Annotated in this window: 17 protein-coding genes and 1 riboswitch; of the genes, 6 read left to right on the top strand and 11 right to left on the bottom strand. The window is 70.3% G+C overall.

Annotation, left to right across the window (positions count from 1 at the left end; all coding sequences use genetic code 11):
• Window positions 1–5: 5 nt before the first annotated feature.
• The 6 genes from ACE3T5_RS05850 to ACE3T5_RS05825 all read right to left on the bottom strand — a co-directional run bounded on the left by ACE3T5_RS05850 (window position 6) and on the right by ACE3T5_RS05825 (window position 3,987).
• On the bottom strand, window positions 6–1,379 hold the full coding sequence (locus ACE3T5_RS05850) for a hypothetical protein (protein WP_374665433.1): 1,374 nt from the start codon (window positions 1,377–1,379) through the stop codon (window positions 6–8).
• Between the two features lie 100 nt (window positions 1,380–1,479).
• The gene (locus tag ACE3T5_RS05845; protein WP_374665431.1) at window positions 1,480–1,839 is read right to left on the bottom strand and encodes a hypothetical protein; all 360 of its coding nucleotides are present in this window, start codon (window positions 1,837–1,839) and stop codon (window positions 1,480–1,482) included.
• 78 nt (window positions 1,840–1,917) lie between these two features.
• Window positions 1,918–2,283: a hypothetical protein gene (locus ACE3T5_RS05840; RefSeq protein ID WP_374665429.1), complete on the bottom strand. Its 366-nt coding sequence runs from the start codon at window positions 2,281–2,283 to the stop codon at window positions 1,918–1,920.
• Between the two features lie 55 nt (window positions 2,284–2,338).
• Entirely contained in the window at window positions 2,339–2,743 is a 405-nt protein-coding gene (locus tag ACE3T5_RS05835) for a roadblock/LC7 domain-containing protein (RefSeq protein ID WP_374665427.1), read from the bottom strand.
• A complete protein-coding gene (locus tag ACE3T5_RS05830; RefSeq protein WP_374665425.1) occupies window positions 2,733–3,266 on the bottom strand; it encodes an ATP/GTP-binding protein in 534 nt (177 codons plus the stop codon). The genes ACE3T5_RS05835 and ACE3T5_RS05830 overlap by 11 nt, the downstream gene beginning before the upstream one ends.
• 1 nt (window position 3,267) lies before the next feature.
• Window positions 3,268–3,987, bottom strand: a complete 720-nt coding sequence (locus ACE3T5_RS05825) for a hypothetical protein (protein ID WP_374665423.1) — start codon at window positions 3,985–3,987, stop codon at window positions 3,268–3,270.
• Between the two features lie 195 nt (window positions 3,988–4,182).
• On the opposite strand from ACE3T5_RS05825, the gene ACE3T5_RS05820 reads away from it, so the two are divergent.
• A complete protein-coding gene (locus tag ACE3T5_RS05820) occupies window positions 4,183–5,508 on the top strand; it encodes an aromatic ring-hydroxylating dioxygenase subunit alpha (protein ID WP_374665421.1) in 1,326 nt (441 codons plus the stop codon).
• Window positions 5,508–5,993, top strand: a complete 486-nt coding sequence (locus ACE3T5_RS05815) for a nuclear transport factor 2 family protein (RefSeq protein WP_374665419.1) — start codon at window positions 5,508–5,510, stop codon at window positions 5,991–5,993. Before ACE3T5_RS05820 ends, ACE3T5_RS05815 begins: the two co-directional genes overlap by 1 nt.
• A gap of 1 nt (window position 5,994) precedes the next feature.
• Here ACE3T5_RS05815 and ACE3T5_RS05810 read toward each other — a convergent pair whose 3' ends face one another.
• Both ACE3T5_RS05810 and tsaE read right to left on the bottom strand, forming a co-directional pair.
• Window positions 5,995–7,368, bottom strand: coding sequence for an N-acetylmuramoyl-L-alanine amidase (locus ACE3T5_RS05810; RefSeq protein WP_374665417.1), 1,374 nt, complete (start codon window positions 7,366–7,368; stop codon window positions 5,995–5,997).
• Between the two features lie 67 nt (window positions 7,369–7,435).
• Window positions 7,436–7,927, bottom strand: coding sequence for a tRNA (adenosine(37)-N6)-threonylcarbamoyltransferase complex ATPase subunit type 1 TsaE (gene tsaE / locus ACE3T5_RS05805; RefSeq protein WP_374665489.1), 492 nt, complete (start codon window positions 7,925–7,927; stop codon window positions 7,436–7,438).
• Here tsaE and queG point away from each other — a divergent pair, their 5' ends adjacent.
• Window positions 7,928–9,025: a tRNA epoxyqueuosine(34) reductase QueG gene (gene queG / locus ACE3T5_RS05800; RefSeq protein ID WP_374665415.1), complete on the top strand. Its 1,098-nt coding sequence runs from the start codon at window positions 7,928–7,930 to the stop codon at window positions 9,023–9,025.
• An 8-nt stretch (window positions 9,026–9,033) separates the two neighbouring features.
• Here queG and ACE3T5_RS05795 read toward each other — a convergent pair whose 3' ends face one another.
• Both ACE3T5_RS05795 and ACE3T5_RS05790 read right to left on the bottom strand, forming a co-directional pair.
• Window positions 9,034–10,362 carry an adenylate/guanylate cyclase domain-containing protein gene (locus ACE3T5_RS05795; protein WP_374665413.1) on the bottom strand — a complete coding sequence of 443 codons (1,329 nt, stop codon included), beginning with the start codon at window positions 10,360–10,362 and terminating at the stop codon, window positions 9,034–9,036.
• An 84-nt stretch (window positions 10,363–10,446) separates the two neighbouring features.
• Complete coding sequence (locus ACE3T5_RS05790; RefSeq protein ID WP_374665411.1) at window positions 10,447–11,352, bottom strand: AEC family transporter; 906 nt, start codon at window positions 11,350–11,352, stop codon at window positions 10,447–10,449.
• Between the two features lie 148 nt (window positions 11,353–11,500).
• Between ACE3T5_RS05790 and ACE3T5_RS05785 the strand changes: the two genes are divergently transcribed.
• Both ACE3T5_RS05785 and xerD read left to right on the top strand, forming a co-directional pair.
• Window positions 11,501–12,472: a tripartite tricarboxylate transporter substrate binding protein BugE gene (locus ACE3T5_RS05785; protein ID WP_374665409.1), complete on the top strand. Its 972-nt coding sequence runs from the start codon at window positions 11,501–11,503 to the stop codon at window positions 12,470–12,472.
• A gap of 111 nt (window positions 12,473–12,583) precedes the next feature.
• Window positions 12,584–13,471 (top strand): site-specific tyrosine recombinase XerD, encoded by an 888-nt coding sequence (gene xerD, locus ACE3T5_RS05780; protein WP_374665407.1) that lies wholly within the window; start codon window positions 12,584–12,586, stop codon window positions 13,469–13,471.
• 22 nt (window positions 13,472–13,493) lie between these two features.
• Here the strand turns inward: xerD and ACE3T5_RS05775 are convergent, their stop codons facing one another.
• Window positions 13,494–14,753, bottom strand: coding sequence for a D-amino acid dehydrogenase (locus ACE3T5_RS05775; RefSeq protein WP_374665404.1), 1,260 nt, complete (start codon window positions 14,751–14,753; stop codon window positions 13,494–13,496).
• Window positions 14,754–14,915: 162 nt separating this feature from the next.
• A riboswitch (glycine riboswitch) is annotated at window positions 14,916–15,005 on the bottom strand.
• A gap of 76 nt (window positions 15,006–15,081) precedes the next feature.
• Between ACE3T5_RS05775 and ACE3T5_RS05770 the strand changes: the two genes are divergently transcribed.
• On the top strand, window positions 15,082–17,142 hold the full coding sequence (locus tag ACE3T5_RS05770; protein ID WP_374665402.1) for a M3 family metallopeptidase: 2,061 nt from the start codon (window positions 15,082–15,084) through the stop codon (window positions 17,140–17,142).
• The last annotated feature ends 175 nt before the right edge of the window (window positions 17,143–17,317 follow it).

The following is a 17,317-nucleotide window of genomic DNA, read 5'->3' as shown; positions in this document are numbered from 1 at the left end:
GCTCGCTAGTGCGGCCTCGGCGTCACCCGCGCATCGATGGGCGGCGGCTGGTAGTCGGGCTGGATGCGGCAGCTCTTGCCGTACGTGGCCTCGAAACCCTGGCACAGGGCGAGCACGCTGCGCGGAGACGGCTTGTCGCCCCTGTCCACCCACTGCAGCAGCGCGGTGAAGAGCGCGGGGTACTGCGCCTCGCCCAGGTAGCTGTGCTCGCGTTCGTCGCTGTACACCTGCACCAGCCGGCTTGCGCTGCCGCCGCGCGCCACCTGGTCGCGGTACAGCGACTGCAGCTCCACGAACGCGGTGGGGTCGTGGATGGCGTGGAAGCTCAGCACCGGCATCGCGAGGCGGCCCTCCGGGCGGCTGTCCTTGTCCAGCTCCGCCCGCGCCGCCGGGTCGGCCGCATAGCGGGCCACGGCGCGGTTCAGGGCGGCGTCGTCGCCGGAGCCGGTGTACATCGCCCCGACGTTGGTGAAGGGGTTGCGGCTGGCCAGGCGCAGCTGGGTCAGGTCGCGGAACAGCCAGGTGGCCCAGTTCAGGTGGCCGATCAGCGAGCGTTCCTCGATGCGCACCGTCTTCACGATGGCGGCGAGGTTCGCGGCCTGCTGCGGCGTGCGCTGCGCGGCGGGCTTGCGCACGCCGGTGCATTCGTCCACGCGCGCGGCGAGTTCGGCGCGGGTGAGCTTGCTGTCGGCCGGCAGGCCCATCCACAGCGGGTACTGCGGCTCGTCCGCCTTGGGGTGGTTGCGGCAGACATGCTGGTAGATCGCCCGCAGGTCGAGCCGGAACTCATAGGCCAGGCTGCCGCCGCCCAGCACGCCGCTGGTGAGGAGCACGCCGTCGTACGGCCCCCGCTGGCCATCGATGCGGCCATACAGCTCCGCCGCCTTGGCGGCCACGCCGGCGCCATAGCTCTGGCCGTGCAGGATCGTGCGGCGCGGCTGGCCGAACTGCCGCACGAAGATCTGGCGCAGGCGCTCGGTGTCTTCCGCGGCCATCGTCACGCCATAGCCGCCGCGGCGATAGGTGGAACCCGCCCACGCATGGCCGGCGCGGACCGTGATGGCCCAGCGCTGCAGGTCTTCCAGGCTGCGCTCGGCGCGGGCCGGGCCGGTGTCGGCCGGCCCGCCGTGCGCGTGCATCACGAGCACCCCGCGCGAGGCCTCCCAGCCAGCGGGCAGGGCGATCCAGTAGAAGGAGCCGGCGGCGTCTTCACCGGTGAAGCAGCGCGCATCGGCCGGCACTTCCTTCGGGCACGGCCTGGCCTCGGGCGCCGGGGCGCGCGCGACCTCGGGCATCACGGGTTGCGAACGCGGCTCGGGCAGGCTGGCGCAGCCGGCCAGGGTGAGGACGGCCAGGGTCGTGAGGGCGAGATGTCGCATGCCGGCATGGTAGGCGTGAGGCTGCGGCCGGGCATTGTGGGAAGCCCGCATGAGGGGCCTGTCGATCCCGGGCCCCCGCCTGCGCGGGGGCGACGGGGCATCAGAACATCAGTTCCTTGTCGACGTCCTGCGCCTTGCGGCGCGCCATCGCGAGATTGGAGCGCTGCTTGTCGAGCACGTAGTAGATGAACACGCCTTCCTTGCGCGAGGAGGGGCGGATGATGTGGTACTGCTTGCCCAGGGTGATGAGGATGTCCTCGATCACGTCGTTCAGGCCCAGGGCCCGCATCACCTTGAGCTTGGCGCGCACGACCTCGGTGTTGCCCGCTGCCGCGACCTCGAGATCCACGCCCATGCCGGCGGAGCCGAGCATCATGCCGCTGGAGGAGTCGACGATCGCGCAGCAGAGCGCACCGTCCAGGGTGAGCAGTTCGTCCAGGGATTGCTTGATGGTTGCCATGTGGCGATTCCTTCTCTCAACTTCGGCGTCGTCTTGTCGGTTCGCCGAGCGCGACGCCATCGCGCGGCGGCCGTTGCCTCACATCGAGGCCACCAATTGCTGCAGGCCGCCCACGGCACCTTTCCAGTCGGCCCATCGAACCTGGTCGGGCTCGCCCGAGACCGTGACCAGCACCAGCCCTTCGCCGCAACCCACCAGGGTGACGCGCCGGTGCGAGTGGATCAGCACCTGCGCCCGCAGTTCCCCCAGTGCGGCGAAGTCTTCGCTGCGGCGCAGGAAGAGACGCCAGTAGTCGCTGACGGCCTCGCTCAGGTGGTGCACGCCCGGCAGCTCGCCCGCGCTTTCCCACACCATGCCGGTGTCGGCCTCGACGATGGCGCAGCCGCCCACCCCGGGGAGGCTGGCCATCTGCGCAAGGGCCTGCTGGAGTCGGGACCCTGTCATGGCACGACCCTCCGCGCTGCGCGCTGCGGGATTCGCCTTGGGGCGGCCCAGCGGCTCATATTTGCGCCAGGGCGGACGCGGCCGCTGCAAGCTGGAACTTCACCTGGCCCAGCAGCGCATCGGGGCCGGCCAGCGCGGTCAGCACGCAGGAAACGTCGCTCCGTGGCACGCGGTGCACCAGCACCAGGCCGCCCGCCGTCTCGACGATCACGGTGCGGCTGTCGCCCATGCCGGCCTCGGCGGACACCACCTCGCCTATGGCCGCGATCGAGCTGGCGAGCGCGGCCAGCCGCGCCGTGTCCACCGCGGCGGCGAGAGCGGCGGCCAGCTCGAAGCCGTCGGCCGTGGCAGCCAGCACGGCCCGCATGCCGCTCACCTCGCGCAGCAGCGCCTCGGCCTGGGCCTGCGCGGCGGCGCGCAGGGCCGGCGGCACATGGGCGTGGAACGCCTCACTCTGCATTGCTGGCCTCGATCTGTGCCAGCAGCGTGTCCAGCAGCATCAGCACGTCGTCCCGCTGCCGCACGTCCACGGGCAGCACCGGCAGCACCAGGCCGCGCGCGGCCAGCGCGTCGACGAAGTCATCGATGGTGGGGCTGGCGTGCTGCTCGGTGCGGCCGACCCCGACGACGCAGGCCATCACGTCCAGCTCGGCGCGGAAGGCGTCGAGGTAGGTGGCCATGTCCGCCAGGGGATCCGGGCGCGAGTTGTCGATCAGCACCACCACGCCGATGGCGTTGCGCGCCAGGATGCGCCAGAGAAAGTCGAACCGCACCTGCCCCGGCGTGCCGAACAGGCGGACCTGCTCCCCGCTGTCCAGGCGGACCTGGCCGAAATCCAGGCCCACGGTGGTCATCGGCTTGCCGGTGGACGGATCCGTGCTCGGCACGTCTGTCATCACGGGCGGGGTGTCGCTGATCGCCGCGATCGCGGTGGTCTTGCCGGCCCCCGTGGTGCCGGTGAACACGATCTTGTGGTCGCTCATGTCAGGCCAGTCCCAGTCGCAGCCGCAGGCCGCGCACCACGCGCGACAAGGCGGTGTTGGCGCCACTCGCCGCCCGCTTGGCGGGGTTGTCAGCGGGGGCCGGCGCAGGGGTGGCGGCTGGGCGCACCACCTTTTCCAGCAGGTCGAAGCCCTGCAGCATCTGCAGGAAGACTTGGCAGTCCGCCGGATCGCCCCCGCTCAGGTAGGCGAGCTCATCCACGCTCAGCGCTCGCCTGGACAGCAGCGAGGCCATGCGCATGCGCGTGCGGCTGTCGCGCAGCAGTTGCTGGGGTGGCCAGCGTCGCAGCTTCCAGCGTATGGCGGGCGCGTCCGCAAGACCGGCACCTGCGGGCGTGGCGGCGGGCTGGGCCACCTGCAGCGCCGACGTGGCGCGCATCGAGACGCCCAGGCGCGACAGCCAGCCTGTCAGGGCCTCCTGGCGGAGTGGCCGTTCCATCAGCGTGGCGCCGGCGGGCAGGGTGGCGCTGGTCTGGCCCAGCACGCACAGCCGCTCGCCCAGCACCGGCAGGCCTTCACTGCGCAGGGAGAGGTGGGCGCCGTCTGCCAGCAGGGCGTCGTAGGGGGGCTCCTGACCGAGGCGCCAGTCGAACCCGGGCTCCGTGGCGGCCAGCACCAGCCACGCGCGCACCAGGCCGGCCTCGGCCTGGGGCAGGCCGAGCGTGCCGAGGCGCAGGGGGGGGCGGATTGGGGGGTACTGCATGACGTGGGACGAATAAGCGGACGCGAATCTAACAATCTGTTGCGGATTCGCAAACGCGGTGCCGGCAAAGAACCGGTTTCAATCAGGGTCAATGGATGTCAGCATTTGCAATCTCACGCGTCGGTGAATGGGCCCGGCGGCCATCTTCCCCGGAATCGTAAGAATACATATGATGGGGTCTGGAGACCCCGCACCATGAACGCGCCCCAACCCCTGTCGCGCTGGCCCACGCCCCGATCCAGCCGCGTGCCCTTCTGGGCCTACACCGACGCGCAGCTCTACCAGCGCGAGCTGGAGAAGATCTTCCATGGCCCGCATTGGTGCTACGTGGGCCTGGAGGCGGAGGTGCCCAACGTGGGCGACTACCGTCTCTCGTGGGTGGGCGAGCGGCAGGTGATCCTGGTGCGCGACCGCGTGGCCCCGAAGGACCGCGGCGTGGACACCGGCATCCGCGTGGTGGAGAACCGCTGCGCGCACCGCGGCGTGCGCTTCTGCCAGCAGCCGCAGGGCAACGCGCGCAGCTTCGTGTGCCCCTATCACCAGTGGACGTACAAGCTCAATGGCGAGCTCGCGGGCCTGCCCTTCAAGGATGGCGTGCCAGCGACGGACGAGGCCGGCCAGCCCTGCGTGAATGGTGGCATGCCGAAGGACTTCGATCTCAAGCAGCACGGCCTGACACGCCTGCGGGTGGAGGTGCTGCATGGCCTGGTGTTCGCCACCTTCAGCGACACGGTGGAGCCGCTGTGCGACTACCTGGGCCCGGCGGTCATGCCCTGGCTGGACCGCATCTTCCAGGGCCGCACGCTCACCCTGCTGGGCTACAACCGCCAGCGCATTCCGGGCAACTGGAAGCTGATGATGGAGAACATCAAGGACCCGTATCACCCGGGCCTGCTGCACACCTGGTTCGTCACCTTCGGGCTGTGGCGCGCCGACCAGAAGAGCCGCATGGTGATGGATGCCCATGGCCGGCACGCGGTGATGATCAGTCGCCGCAACGAGGGCGGCGAGAACCAGGCGGTGACGCAGGGCGTGACCAGTTTCAAGGCCGACATGAGCCTGAACGACAAGCGCCTGCTCGACGTGGTGCCCGAGCCGTGGTGGAAGATCCCCGATCCATCGCACCCCGGCACCGAGATCATGCCCACGGTCACGATGATCACGCTGTTCCCCAGCCTCATCATCCAGCAGCAGGTGAACTCGCTGTCCACCCGCCACATCGTGCCGCGCGGCGAGGGCGAGTTCGATTTCGTCTGGACGCACTTCGGCTTCGCCGACGACACGCCCGAGATGACGCAGCGCCGCCTGCGCCAGGCCAACCTGTTCGGCCCGGCCGGCTTCGTGAGCGCCGACGACGGCGAGGTGATCGAGTTCAGCCAGCAGGGCTTCCGCCAGTGGGGCGAAGGCGGCGAGACGCTGTGCGAGCTGGGTGGCACCGGCACCGAGATGACCGAGCACATGGTGACCGAGACGCTGATCCGCAGCATGTACGCGTACTGGCGCCGGGCAATGGAGCTGTGATGGACGCCACCCTCCAGCAAGTGCTGCTGCAGCAGCAGATCGACCGCCTGAACGCCGACTACGCCGCCGCGCTGGACGAGCGCCGCTTCGCCGACTGGCCCGCCTTCTTCACGCCCGAGGCCACCTACAAGGTGCAGGCGCGCGAGAACTTCGACCGCGGCCTGCCACTGGCGCTGATGGCCCTGGAGAGCCAGGGCATGATGAAGGACCGCGTGTACGGCATCACCCAGACCATTTACCACGGGCCTTACTACACGAGGCACGTGATCGGCACTGCCCGGGTGCTGGGCGATGCCGGGGGCGTGATCCGCGCGGAGGCGAACTACGCCGTGTTCCGCACCAAGCCCGGTGACAGCAGCGAGGTCTACAACGTGGGCCGCTACATCGACGAGATCGTTCGCACGCCCGAGGGTCTGCGCTTCGCCAGCCGGCTGTGCGTGTATGACAGCGAGATGGTGCTGAACTCGCTGATCTATCCGGTGTGAGCTACGTCACCCGCCCGCGTGCCAGCGGCGGGTTGCGCGCGAAGTAGCGCTCGATGCCCCGCATCAGCGCATCGGCCAGCTGCTCCTGGTAGGCCTCGCTGCGCAGCTTCTGCTCTTCTTCCGGGTTGCTGATGAAGGCCGTCTCCACCAGCACGCTGGGGATGTCGGGCGCCTTCAGCACCGCGAAGCCCGCCTGTTCCACGCGCGGCTTGTGCAGCCGCCCCACGGTGCCGATCTCGCCCAGCAGCGCCCCGCCGAGCTTGAGGCTGTCGTTGATCTGCGCGGTGGTGCTCATGTCCAGCAGCGCCCGCTGCACGTGCGCGTCCTGCACCTTCACGTTGACGCCGCCGATCAGATCCGCCCGGTTCTCCTTGTCGGCCAGCCAGCGCGCCGCCGTGCTGGAGGCGCCGCTCTGGCTGAGCGCGAACACGCTGGCGCCGCGCGCCGTGGGCGTGACGAAGGCATCGGCATGGATGCTCACGAACAGATCGGCCTGCACGCGCCGGGCCTTCTGCACCCGCACGTGCAGGGGCACGAAGAAGTCGCCGTCGCGGGTGAGGAAGGCGCGCATCGGGTTGCCGCCAACGGTGGTGGCATTGATGCGATCGCGCAGCAGGTGCGCGACGCGCAGCACCACATCCTTCTCGCGCGTGCCGGCCGGTCCGATGGCGCCGGGGTCCTCGCCGCCGTGGCCGGGGTCCAGCGCGACGATGATCAGGCGGTCGGTGCGGTTGCCGATGGTGGGCGCGGCCACCTGGGCTGCAGGCTGGGGGGAGGGCGCCGGGGCAGGCGGCGTCGGCGCACCGGGCAAGCCCGGTGATGGCGCCCGTGCGGCCCGCTGCGCATGTTGCGCGATCAGGTCACCCAGCGGATCCGGGGCGCTTGCGGCGCCCGCCGCAGCGGGCGCCGCCGCGCGCTCCTTCAGCCGGTCGGCGATCAGGGCCTCCAGCGGATCCACCGGCCGCACCGGAAAGAAATCCACCACCAGCCGATGCTGATAGGCCGCGATGGGCGGCAACGCGAAGACCTGGGGCGCCACCGGCTGCTTGAGGTCGATGACCAGCCGCACCGTGGTGGGCGTGTACTGGCCCACGCGGATGCCGGCGATGTACGGGTCGTCGGCCTGCACCTTGGCCACGAGGTCGCGCAGCGTGGCGTCGAGCCCGATGCCGTCGATGTCCAGCGCCAGCCGCGGCGGGTCGTTCACGCTCACCTGCCGATGCACGAGCAGCGTGTCGGACTCCAGCGTGAGCCGCGTGTAGTCCGGCGCCGGCCACAGGCGCACGGCCAGGATGCCGGCCGCGTGCGCAAGCCGGCTGAGGGAGGCCAGCAGCACGAGGCCTGCGGTGCGCAACAGAATGCGGCGGTCGGTCATCACGTCACCCCGTCCACCACCTCCTGGGTCCCCGCTTTCGCGAGGACGACGGGAGGCACAGGATGTCTCATGCCAGCAACTCCGCCCCGCGCGCGGTGCGCGGGCAAAGGCGGGCCGTGCGCGTCTCATCGGCCTCCACCGTGAGGTACAGGTCCAGGTCAGCCGGCGGCAGCACGGCCTGCGCCTTTTCCGGCCACTCGGCCAGCTTCAGGCCGGGCGCGGCGAACACGTCGCGAAAGCCGGCGTCCTCCCATTCCCGCGGATCGTCGAAGCGGTAGAAGTCGAAGTGCCAGATCGAAAGGCCCGGCGCCTCGTGCGGCTCCACCACCGCATAGGTCGGGCTCTTGACGCGGCCTGCCACGCCCAGCGCCCGCAGCAGATGGCGCACGAACGTGGTCTTGCCCGCACCCAGATCGCCATGCAGCGCGATGAACGCATCGTGCACCGCCGGGCGGCCAGCCAGGCGCAGCGCGAACGCGCGGGTGTCGTCCTCGCTGCGCCAGGTTTCGCTGGCGCAGGGCGTTCCTACAATCGGCGCGTGAGGCGTGACGGCGTTCAGATGGATGGTCCTTCCCTGCTGGCCCGGGCGCGTGCCTGGGCGGCGGAGCTGGGATTTTCCCAAATCGGCGTGGCCGGCGTCGATCTCTCCGCCGCCGAGCAGGGGCTTGCCGACTGGCTGGCCGCCGGTTTCCACGGTTCCATGGACTACATGGCCCGCCACGGCCTGCGCCGCGCACGCCCGGCGGAGCTGGTGCCGGGCACGGTGAGCGTGCTGACTGCGCGCATGGACTACCTGCCCGCCGCAACGCCCGAGGGCTGGCAGGCCATCGAGTTCGCACGGCTGCAGCTACCCCATGAGGGCATCGTCTCGCTCTACGCCCGCGGCCGGGACTATCACAAGGTCGTTCGCGGCCGCCTGCAGAAGCTGGCCGACCGCATCGCTGATGCCGTAGGCCCGCTGGGTCACCGCGTGTTCACCGACTCCGCGCCGGTGCTGGAGGTGGAGCTCGCCACCCGCAGCGGCCTGGGCTGGCGCGGCCGGCACACCCTGGCCCTGCATCGCGACGCCGGCTCGATGTTCTTCCTGGGTGAGATCTACCTGGATCTGGCGCTGCCGGCCACGCCGCCGGTGGCGGACCACTGCGGCAGCTGTCGCGCCTGCATCGACGTCTGTCCCACCCAGGCCATCTTGGCGCCCTACCGCCTGGACGCGCGGCGCTGCATCTCGTACCTGACCATCGAGCACGCGGGGCCGATTCCGCTGGCGCTGCGCCCGCTGATGGGCAATCGCATCTACGGCTGCGACGACTGCCAGCTCACCTGCCCCTGGAACAAGTTCGCCCAGCGCGCCACGCTGCCGGATTTCGATGCGCGCGAGGCACTGACGGGCCGCGATCTCGTGGACCTGTTCGCCTGGAGCGAAGCCGAGTTCCTGCACCACACCGAAGGCAGCCCGATCCGCCGCATCGGGCATGAGCGATGGCTGCGCAACGTCGCGGTGGCGATGGGGAATGCGCTGCGGGTTGCGGACGATGCGGCGATACGGTCGGCGCTGGCCGCCCGAGTGGCGCATCCCAGCGAGCTGGTGCGCGAGCATGTGGCCTGGGCGCTGGGGCAGTGTCCGCGGTCTGGCACGCGCGCACGGCCTCCCCCTTAGCGAGGGCTCTATGCGCTGGGCGCGGCCTCGGCAAGGGCGCTGCTGGTGCGGGCCTCGCCAGGCGCATTGGCGCGCTCCAGCGCCCCCAGCAGCAGATACGTCTGCGTCGGCCCGATCCCCTTCAGGTCCACGTGCTGCAGCGCGCGCACCTCGAAGCGGTTCTGCAGCCGCCAGTAGGCCGGCTCGGAGATCTGGATCGTGCCCACCGGCGCGGTGGATTCGAGCCGGCTGGCGATGTTGACCGAGTCGCCCCAGCAATCGAACACCGGCTTGCGCAGGCCGATCACGCCGGCGATGAAGGGGCCCACGTGCAGCCCGATGCGCAGGTGGATCGGAATGCCCAGCTCGCGCGAGAGATCGGTCACCGCGTCGCGCATGGCCAGCGCCAGCCGTGCCGCCTGTTCCGCGTGGCTGTCGTCCTGCCGCATGCCGCCCACGGCCATGTAGGCGTCGCCGATGGTCTTGATCTTCTCGATGCCGTGCTGCTCCGCCATGGCGTCGAAGCGGGTGAAGAGGGTGTTGAGGATTTCCACCACCTGCTTGGCCGACAGCTTGCGCATCAGGCTGGTGAAGCCCTGCAGGTCGGCGAACACGATGCTCACCTCGGCATGCGAGTCGGCGATGGTGGTCTCGCCGCCCTGGATGCGGCTCACGATCTCCTTGGGCAGCATGGAGTAGACGAGATCCTCCACCCGCACCTTGGCGGCTTCGAGCTGGTGCATCAGGTCGAACAGGCGGCGGTTCTCCCTCTCGCGCGACCAGGTGGCGAACAGGCCGAACAGCAGCGAGCTGGCGACCACGAGGGTGTTCATCAGCAGGATGTCGAGGTGGCCGAAGTGGATGGCGTGCACCGCCAGGAAGAAGGCCGAGCCGGCCAGCGCGCTGGCGGCGAACCACGCGAAGCGCATGCGCAGCAGCAGGGCCTCGAACATCATGACCAGCACGATGCCCACGCCACCATGGCGGAAGCCCTCGTGCAGGTGCATGTAGATGAGCGTGAGCCCCACGTAGGCGGCCAGCATGGTCAGCGCGTTGATGGTCTCCTCATGCGGGCGCCACCGCCGCGTGCTCATGAGGATGGCTGCGAGCACGGCGGCCGGCGCCAGCACGAAGCCGCGCATGGCGTGGCCGTAGGTCCAGCCCACGGGGTCGATGATGCGGTCCCAGTTGAAGAAGATGTAGACCAGCGCGCCGCCCATGAGCATGAACGCGCGGGTCTTGGCCACGTGGGCGTGAACGTAGAAGTCCTCGAAGCGAGCTTCCTCCGCGTCATCGGCGTACCGCAGGCCGTTGGTGGCCAGCAGGCGCTGGAAGCTGTCTCGCAGGCGGTCAAGCATGGTTGCCTTCGGAGTCGGGGACCGAGGCATTGTCGAGCAGTTCCGCCGGCTGTCAATCCTCGGCCGGGCGAGGCCCGCGCGCCCTCAGCGCAGCACGCCCAGCGCGAACGGCAGGCTCGCCAGGCCCATCAGGGTGGACAGTGTCACCAGCCCCGCGACATAGGCGCCGTTGTAGCCCATGCGCGAGGCCAGCACGTAGCAGCTCGAAGCGGTGGGCAGGGCAGAGAAGGCCAGCAGGATGGTCGCCTGGGCCCCATCCAGCCGCATGGCCCAGGCGATGCCGGCCGCGGCCAGCGGCATGAACGCGTGCTTGATGGCCAGCACCGCGATGGCGAGCGACTTGGCCTCGGCCAGCTTGCCGATCTGCATGCCGGCCCCTGCGGCCATCAGGCCCAGCGCGAGCGAGGCGGCACCGATGCGCTGCACGGTCGGCTCCATCCAGCCGGGGATGCGCAGGCCCAGCAGGTTGGCGGCGAGAGCGGTGGCCGTGGCGATGATGAGCGGGTTGCGCAGCAGTGCGCCCACGAAACCCTGCTTGGCATGCCGGGCCATGGGCCAGACCGCGGCCACGTTGAACAGCGGCACGCACACGCCGATGAGCACGGCGATCATCAGCAGGCCCTGCGGACCGGCCAGCCGCTCGGCCAGCGCGAGCCCGATGAAGGAGTTGAAGCGGAAGGCGACCTGTGCGCTGGCCGCGTGCTCGCGACGGTCGATGTGCCGCCCCAGTGCGGGCCACCACGGCAGGCTGTAGGCGAGCGCGATGCCGGTCACGCCCAGCAGCAGCCCGGCGGCGATCAGCGCCGAGGCCGCGCCCAGGTCGAGCGGACTGCGCACGATGCTGTGGAACAGCAGCACCGGGAACAGGAAGTAGTAGACGAGGCTTTCCACCTGCTCCCACACGGCGCGGTCCAGCGCGGTGTAGCGGCACAGCAGGAAGCCGCAGGCAATGAGCGAGAAATCGGGAAACAGCAGCTGGGCAAAATTCACCGGTCGAGGATAGCGGATGAGCTGAACCTTGACCCGGGCTAACCCTTATGTGAATTCCACAGCATCGCTAGCGGATTCTGCTCTTAGGATGCACGGGTCTTTTGACTTGCACGCATTCGATTCGCACGACTCAAGGAGAACCCAGACCATGAAACGCCGTTCCTGCATTGCCCTGGCCGCCAGCGCGCTCGCTGTCGTCGCCGCCCCCGCGCTGGCGCAGTCCTATCCGAACAAGCCCGTGAAGCTGCAGGTGCCCTTTGCACCGGGCGGCACCACGGACATCATCGCCCGCGTCATCTCCGAGCCGCTGGGCAAGGCCCTGGGCCAGAGCGTCGTGGTCGAGAACAAGGCCGGCGGCGGCGGCGTGATCGGCGCCACCGAGACGGTGCGCTCCGCGCCCGACGGCTACTCGCTCGGCATGGCCACGGTCTCCACCACCGCCGCCAACCCGGCCATCAACCCGAAGATCCCGTACAACCCGACGACGGACTTCACCCCCATCATCAACATCGCGGCCACGCCCAACGTGATCGCGGTGCACCCCAGCTTCCCGGCCAAGGACTACAAGACCTTCGTCGAGGCGCTGAAGAAGAACCCGGGCCGCTACTCGTACGCGTCGTCGGGCACCGGCGGCATCGGCCACCTGCAGATGGAGCTGTACAAGAACCTCTCCGGCACCTTCGTGACGCACATCCCGTACCGCGGCGCCGGCCCGGCGCTCAACGACACGGTGGCCGGCCAGGTGCCGATCATCTTCGACAACCTGCCTTCGGCCATTCCCTTCATCCGCGACGGCCGGCTCATTCCCATCGTCGTGGCGGCCCCCCAGCGCCTGAAGGACCTGCCCAACGTGCCCACCTTCAAGGAGGTGGGCCTGGAGCCGGTGAACCGCATGGCCTACTACGGCATCCTGGGCCCCAAGGGGCTGCCGAAGGAGGTGGTCGACAAGATCTCCGGCGCCACGCGCCAGGCCCTGAACGACCCCGCGGTGCGCAAGCGCATCGAGGACACCGGCTCCATCATCGTCGCCAACACCCCGGCGGAGTTCACGGCCCAGATCAAGGCCGAGTTCGAGGTGTACAAGAAGGTGGTCGATTCGGCGAAGCTGAAGCTGGACTGAGCGCACGCCCCGGGGGATCGCTGGGGTTGCGCTACGCTCCACCCCAGCCTACGGGGCCAACCCGTGATTCGTAGGCTGGGGTGACCCGCGGGAACCCCAGCGCTTCGCCGATTGACCGACCCCGCCATCGACACCTTCATCGACGCCCTCTGGCTGGAGGAGGGGTTGTCGCGCAACACGCTGGCGGCCTACCGGCGTGATCTCGCCCTGTTCGCTGGCTGGCTGGCCGCGCAGAAGCGGCCGGCGCTGCTCGCCGCTTCGGAGGCGGACCTGCTGGCCTACTTCGCCGCCCGCCACGCCGACACCAAGGCCACCTCGGCCAACCGGCGTCTCACCGTCTTCAAGCGCTTCTACCGCTGGGCCCACCGGGAGCGGCTGGTCACGGCGGACCCCACGCTGAAGCTGCAGTCCGCGCGCCAGCCGCTGCGCGTGCCGCGCACGCTGACCGAGGCCCAGGTCGAATCCCTGCTCGCGGCGCCGGACGTGGAGACGCCGCTGGGCCTGCGTGACCGCGCGATGCTGGAGCTGCTGTACGCCAGCGGGCTGCGCGTGAGCGAGCTGGTGGGCCTGAAGACCTTCGCGGTCGGCATGGCCGAAGGCGTGGTGCGCGTCACTGGCAAGGGCGGCAAGGAGCGCCTGGTCCCCTTCGGCGAGGTGGCGCGAGACTGGCTGGTGCGTTACCTCGCCGAGTCGCGGCCCGCCATCCTGGGGCCGCGCCAGAGCGAAGACCTGTTCGTCACCGCGCGCGGCCACGGCATGACGCGTGCCATGTTCTGGCTGGTGGTGAAGAAGCACGCGGCGCAGGCCGGCATCACCGTGCCGTTGTCACCGCACACGTTGCGGCACGCTTTCGCCACGCACCTGCTCAATCACGGTGCGGATCTGCGGGCGGTGCAGATGCTGCTGGGGCATGCCGACATCTCCACCACCACCATCTACACCCATGTGGCGCGCGAGCGGCTGAAGCAGTTGCACGCGCGCCATCATCCACGCGGCTGATCGGCGCCGCGCGGGCGCTCCGTCAAGCGGCGCCAGCCGTGGCCGGACGCGCCCACACCGCGGGCCGACGCGCCCCGGCCACCGCGTCCGCCACCAGCTCCGCGGTGGCGGCCGAGAGCGTCCAGCCCAGGTGGCCATGGCCGGTGTTGTAGAACACCTGGGCACTGCGGCCCTGGCCCACGCGCGGCATCAGGTCCGGCATCATCGGCCGCAGACCGGCCCACGGCACCACCTGACGCGTGCTCACCTCCGGGAAGCAGGTGTTCACCCAGCGCACCAGGGGCTCGATGCGTTCCGCGCGGATGTCCCGGTTGAAGCCGGTGAACTCCGCCGTGCCGGCCACGCGGAAGCGGTTCTTGCCCAGGCGGCTGGTCACCAGCTTGGTCTCGTCGTCCAGCAGGCTCACCTGCGGGGCGGCGGCCTGGCTCTTCTCGTCGTTGAGCATCACCGTGATCGAGTAGCCCTTGACCGGGTACACGTTGAGGCGGTCGCCCAGTTGCGCGGCCAGGGCTCTGCTGGCGGTACCGGCGCAGACCACCACCGCGTCGAAGGTCGAGGTGCCGCTGCCGCCCGCCGTGGCGGTGGTCACCTGCACGCGGCCGTCGCGGTGCGCCACGCGCGTCACCTCCTGGCCGTAGAGGCACAGCACGCCCTGGCGCGCGCAGGCGGCGGCCAGGCCGGTGGTGAACAGGTGGATGTCGCCGGTGGAATCCGACTCGGTGTAGAAGCCGCCGTGGTACTGGCCGGCCAGCGTGGGCTCGATGGCCCGCATCTCCTCGGGCGTGACCGCACGGCGCTGCAGGCCGCCCTGGCGCAGCAGCTCGGTCACGCGCGCGGCGTGCTCGAAGCCCTGGCGGTCGCGGTAGATGTGCAGGATGCCCCGGGTCTTGTGGTCGAAGGCGATGCCTTCCTGCGCCGCCCAGGCGAACAGGTGCTCGCGCGCGGCAATGGCCAGGCGGGCGGTCTGCACGGTGTTGGCCTCGTAGCGCGGCATCGCGGCCAGGAACTCGGCGAACCATGACAGCTTGTGCCAGGTGGGGTGCGGCCGTACCAGCAGCGGCGCATCCTGGCGCAGCAGCCACTTCAGGCCCTTCCACACGGTGGAGGGGTGGTTCCAGACTTCGGCGTTGGAGGCCGACAACTGGCCGCCATTGGCGAACGAGGTCTCCATCGCGGCGTAGCGATGCCGCTCGAAGAGGGTGACCTGGAAGCCGCGGCGCATGAGCGCGTAGGCCGTCGTGACGCCGGTGATGCCGCCGCCGAGGACTGCGATGGATTGCATGAAGAGTCTCCGCACCGTCAGAAAGGGTTGGGACCGCCCACACCACGTGGAACGGACACCCCCTCTGTTGCGGGACCTGAGAGATTCACGGCCGCGCGCGGGGCCGCTTGCTCCTTCGGTGCGCCGGGCCGACGATGCCGCCCGTTGCTCTTCAGAGTGCGAGACACTGCACCGGTCCTGGGGCCTGAGAGTTTCCGGGGCGGTTGCTCCTTCGGCGCCGGCGCTGGGGCCGGGCTCTCCCGATGCAGTGGCCGGATGATAACCGGTTCGCGCAGAATGGCTGGCTTCACGCACCCGCCGCCCGCGCCGCGGCGCAAGGAGAGCCCTCATGGACCTGGCCGCCATCGACACCCAAGCCAACCCGCTGCTGGGCGCCTGGCCCGCCCTGCACGGTCTGCCGCCGTTCCAGGCCGTGCAACCCCATCACTTCAAGCCCGCGCTGATCGCCGCGATGGCGGCCGAGCGCGCGGAGCTGGATGCCATTGCCGACAACCCCGAGCCACCCGACTTCGAGAACACCATCGCCGCCTACGACCGCAGCGGCCGGCTGCTGCTGCGCGTCCATGCGGTGTTCTCCAATCTCTGCGCTTCGCACACGTCGCCGGAGCTGCAGGCGGTGCAGCGCGAGATGGCGGCACCGCTGGCGGCGCACCAGAGCGCCATCTACCTGCATGCCGGGCTGTTCGCGCGTGTCCGTGCACTGCATGACCGGCGCGACACCCTAGGGCTGGCGCCGGAGGCGCTGCGCCTGCTGGAACGCATCTACCTCGATTTCGTCCGGGCCGGCACCCTGCTGGAAGGGCCGGCGCGGCAACGCTACGCGCAGGTGATGGAGGAACTCGCCGAGGCCACCACGGCCTTCGCGCAGAACGTGCTGCACGACGAGTCCACCTGGATGCTGCCGCTCCTGCACGATGACGATCTGGCCGGCCTGCCCGACTTCCTGTGCGAGGCGGCGCTGGCCGCCGGCGCCGAGCGCGGTCGGCCCGGTTGCCCGGTCATCACGCTCTCGCGTTCGCTGATCGTGCCCTTCCTCACCTTCTCGGCGCGGCGCGACCTGCGCGAGCAGGCTTGGCGCGCGTGGGTGGCCCGCGGGGAGCACGCGGGCGAGCACGACAACCGCCCGCTGATCGGCCGCATCCTCACGCTGCGCGCCGAGCAGGCCCGGCTGCTGGGCTACCGCAGCTATGCCGACTACGCGCTGGTGGACCGCATGGCGCGCGAGCCGGCGGCGGTGCAGCGGCTGCTGGGTGACGTGTGGCCGCGTGCCCGGCGCGTGGCGGCGCGCGAGCGCTCGCTGCTGGAGGCCACGGCCCGTGCGGCCGGCGAGGCGCATGCGCTGCAGCCCTGGGACTGGCGCTTCTGGGCCGAGCGCGTGCGCCAGCGCGACTTCGCGGTGGACGACGCGGAGGTGAAGCCGTACTTCCCGCTCGAAGCCATGGTGGCGGCAGCCTTCGATTGCGCCACGCGGCTCTTCGGCATCCGCTTCACGCCGCGGCCCGAGCTGCCCCTCTATCACGCCGACGTGCGGGCCTACGAGGTGCATGACGCCGAGGGCCGTGCCCTGGGCCTGTTCATCCAGGACAACTTCGCGCGGCCGAGCAAGCGCAGTGGCGCCTGGATGAGCAGCTATGCGCTGCAGTGGCGCAACGGCGATGTGCAATTGCCGGTGGTGAGCAACAACAACAACTTCGCCAAGGGCAGCCCCACGCTGCTGTCGTTCGACGACGTGCGCACGCTGTTCCACGAGTTCGGTCATGGCCTGCATGGCCTGCTGTCGGATGTGACCTACGCCAGGCTCTCCGGCACCGCGGTGCTGCGGGACTTCGTCGAGCTGCCCTCTCAGCTCTTCGAGCACTGGATGGAGGAGCCGGCCGTGCTGCGCCGGCATGCGCGCCACTACCAGACGGGCGAGCCGCTGCCCGACGCGCTGATCGCGCGCCTGCAGGCGGCACGCCGCTTCGGACAGGGCTTCGACACCGTGCGTTACACGGCCAGTGCGCTGGTGGACATGGCCGCGCATGCCCATGAAGACCCCGCGTCGGTGGAGGACTGGTGCGCGTTCGAGGCGCGCACGCTGGCCGACCTGGGCCTGGACCCGGCGGTGGGCGTGATGCATCGGCTGGTGCACTTCCAGCACCTGTTCTCCACCGATTCGTATGCGGCCGGCTACTACGTGTACCTGTGGGCGGAAGTGCTCGAGGCCGACGCCTGGGGCGCGTTCACCGAGGCGGGCGATCCGTTCGCGCCAGAGGTCGCGGGGCGCCTGCGTCGCTGCATCTATGCCGCCGGCAACAGCGTGGAGCCCGGCGCTGCCTACCAGGCCTTCCGCGGGCGTGCGCCCGGCATCGAACCCCTGCTGGCGCAACGCGGGCTGGTCGACGCATGATCCGCCTGCCGAACCTGCTGGCCACCCGGCGCGGGCGGCTCGCCGCCTTCTTCGGCCTCTACATCACCGAGGGCATTCCCCTCGGCTTCGCGGCCACGGCGGTGGGGGGGCCGCGGCGCCCCCCCCCCGGGGGGGGCGCCGCGAGGCGGGGCCAGGTGGGGTGGGTATAAACTAC

Origin of the sequence: Ramlibacter sp. (assembly GCF_041916345.1) — a bacterium.
Taxonomy (GTDB): Bacteria; Pseudomonadota; Gammaproteobacteria; order Burkholderiales; family Burkholderiaceae_C; genus Ramlibacter.
Note: the sequence above shows the minus strand (reverse complement) of the source record. Positions and strands in the feature narration are given on the sequence as shown.

Excerpts from the sequence above, each read along its gene's own strand:
- ACE3T5_RS05850 (WP_374665433.1), bottom strand. The coding sequence starts at position 1,379 with ATGCGACATCTCGCCCTCACGACCCTGGCCGTCCTCACCCTGGCCGGC.
- ACE3T5_RS05845 (WP_374665431.1), bottom strand. The coding sequence starts at position 1,839 with ATGGCAACCATCAAGCAATCCCTGGACGAACTGCTCACCCTGGACGGT.
- ACE3T5_RS05840 (WP_374665429.1), bottom strand. The coding sequence starts at position 2,283 with ATGACAGGGTCCCGACTCCAGCAGGCCCTTGCGCAGATGGCCAGCCTC.
- ACE3T5_RS05835 (WP_374665427.1), bottom strand. The coding sequence starts at position 2,743 with ATGCAGAGTGAGGCGTTCCACGCCCATGTGCCGCCGGCCCTGCGCGCC.
- ACE3T5_RS05830 (WP_374665425.1), bottom strand. The coding sequence starts at position 3,266 with ATGAGCGACCACAAGATCGTGTTCACCGGCACCACGGGGGCCGGCAAG.
- ACE3T5_RS05825 (WP_374665423.1), bottom strand. The coding sequence starts at position 3,987 with ATGCAGTACCCCCCAATCCGCCCCCCCCTGCGCCTCGGCACGCTCGGC.
- ACE3T5_RS05820 (WP_374665421.1), top strand. The coding sequence starts at position 4,183 with ATGAACGCGCCCCAACCCCTGTCGCGCTGGCCCACGCCCCGATCCAGC.
- ACE3T5_RS05815 (WP_374665419.1), top strand. The coding sequence starts at position 5,508 with ATGGACGCCACCCTCCAGCAAGTGCTGCTGCAGCAGCAGATCGACCGC.
- ACE3T5_RS05810 (WP_374665417.1), bottom strand. The coding sequence starts at position 7,368 with ATGACCGACCGCCGCATTCTGTTGCGCACCGCAGGCCTCGTGCTGCTG.
- queG (WP_374665415.1), top strand. The coding sequence starts at position 7,928 with ATGGATGGTCCTTCCCTGCTGGCCCGGGCGCGTGCCTGGGCGGCGGAG.
- ACE3T5_RS05795 (WP_374665413.1), bottom strand. The coding sequence starts at position 10,362 with ATGCTTGACCGCCTGCGAGACAGCTTCCAGCGCCTGCTGGCCACCAAC.
- ACE3T5_RS05785 (WP_374665409.1), top strand. The coding sequence starts at position 11,501 with ATGAAACGCCGTTCCTGCATTGCCCTGGCCGCCAGCGCGCTCGCTGTC.
- ACE3T5_RS05775 (WP_374665404.1), bottom strand. The coding sequence starts at position 14,753 with ATGCAATCCATCGCAGTCCTCGGCGGCGGCATCACCGGCGTCACGACG.
- ACE3T5_RS05770 (WP_374665402.1), top strand. The coding sequence starts at position 15,082 with ATGGACCTGGCCGCCATCGACACCCAAGCCAACCCGCTGCTGGGCGCC.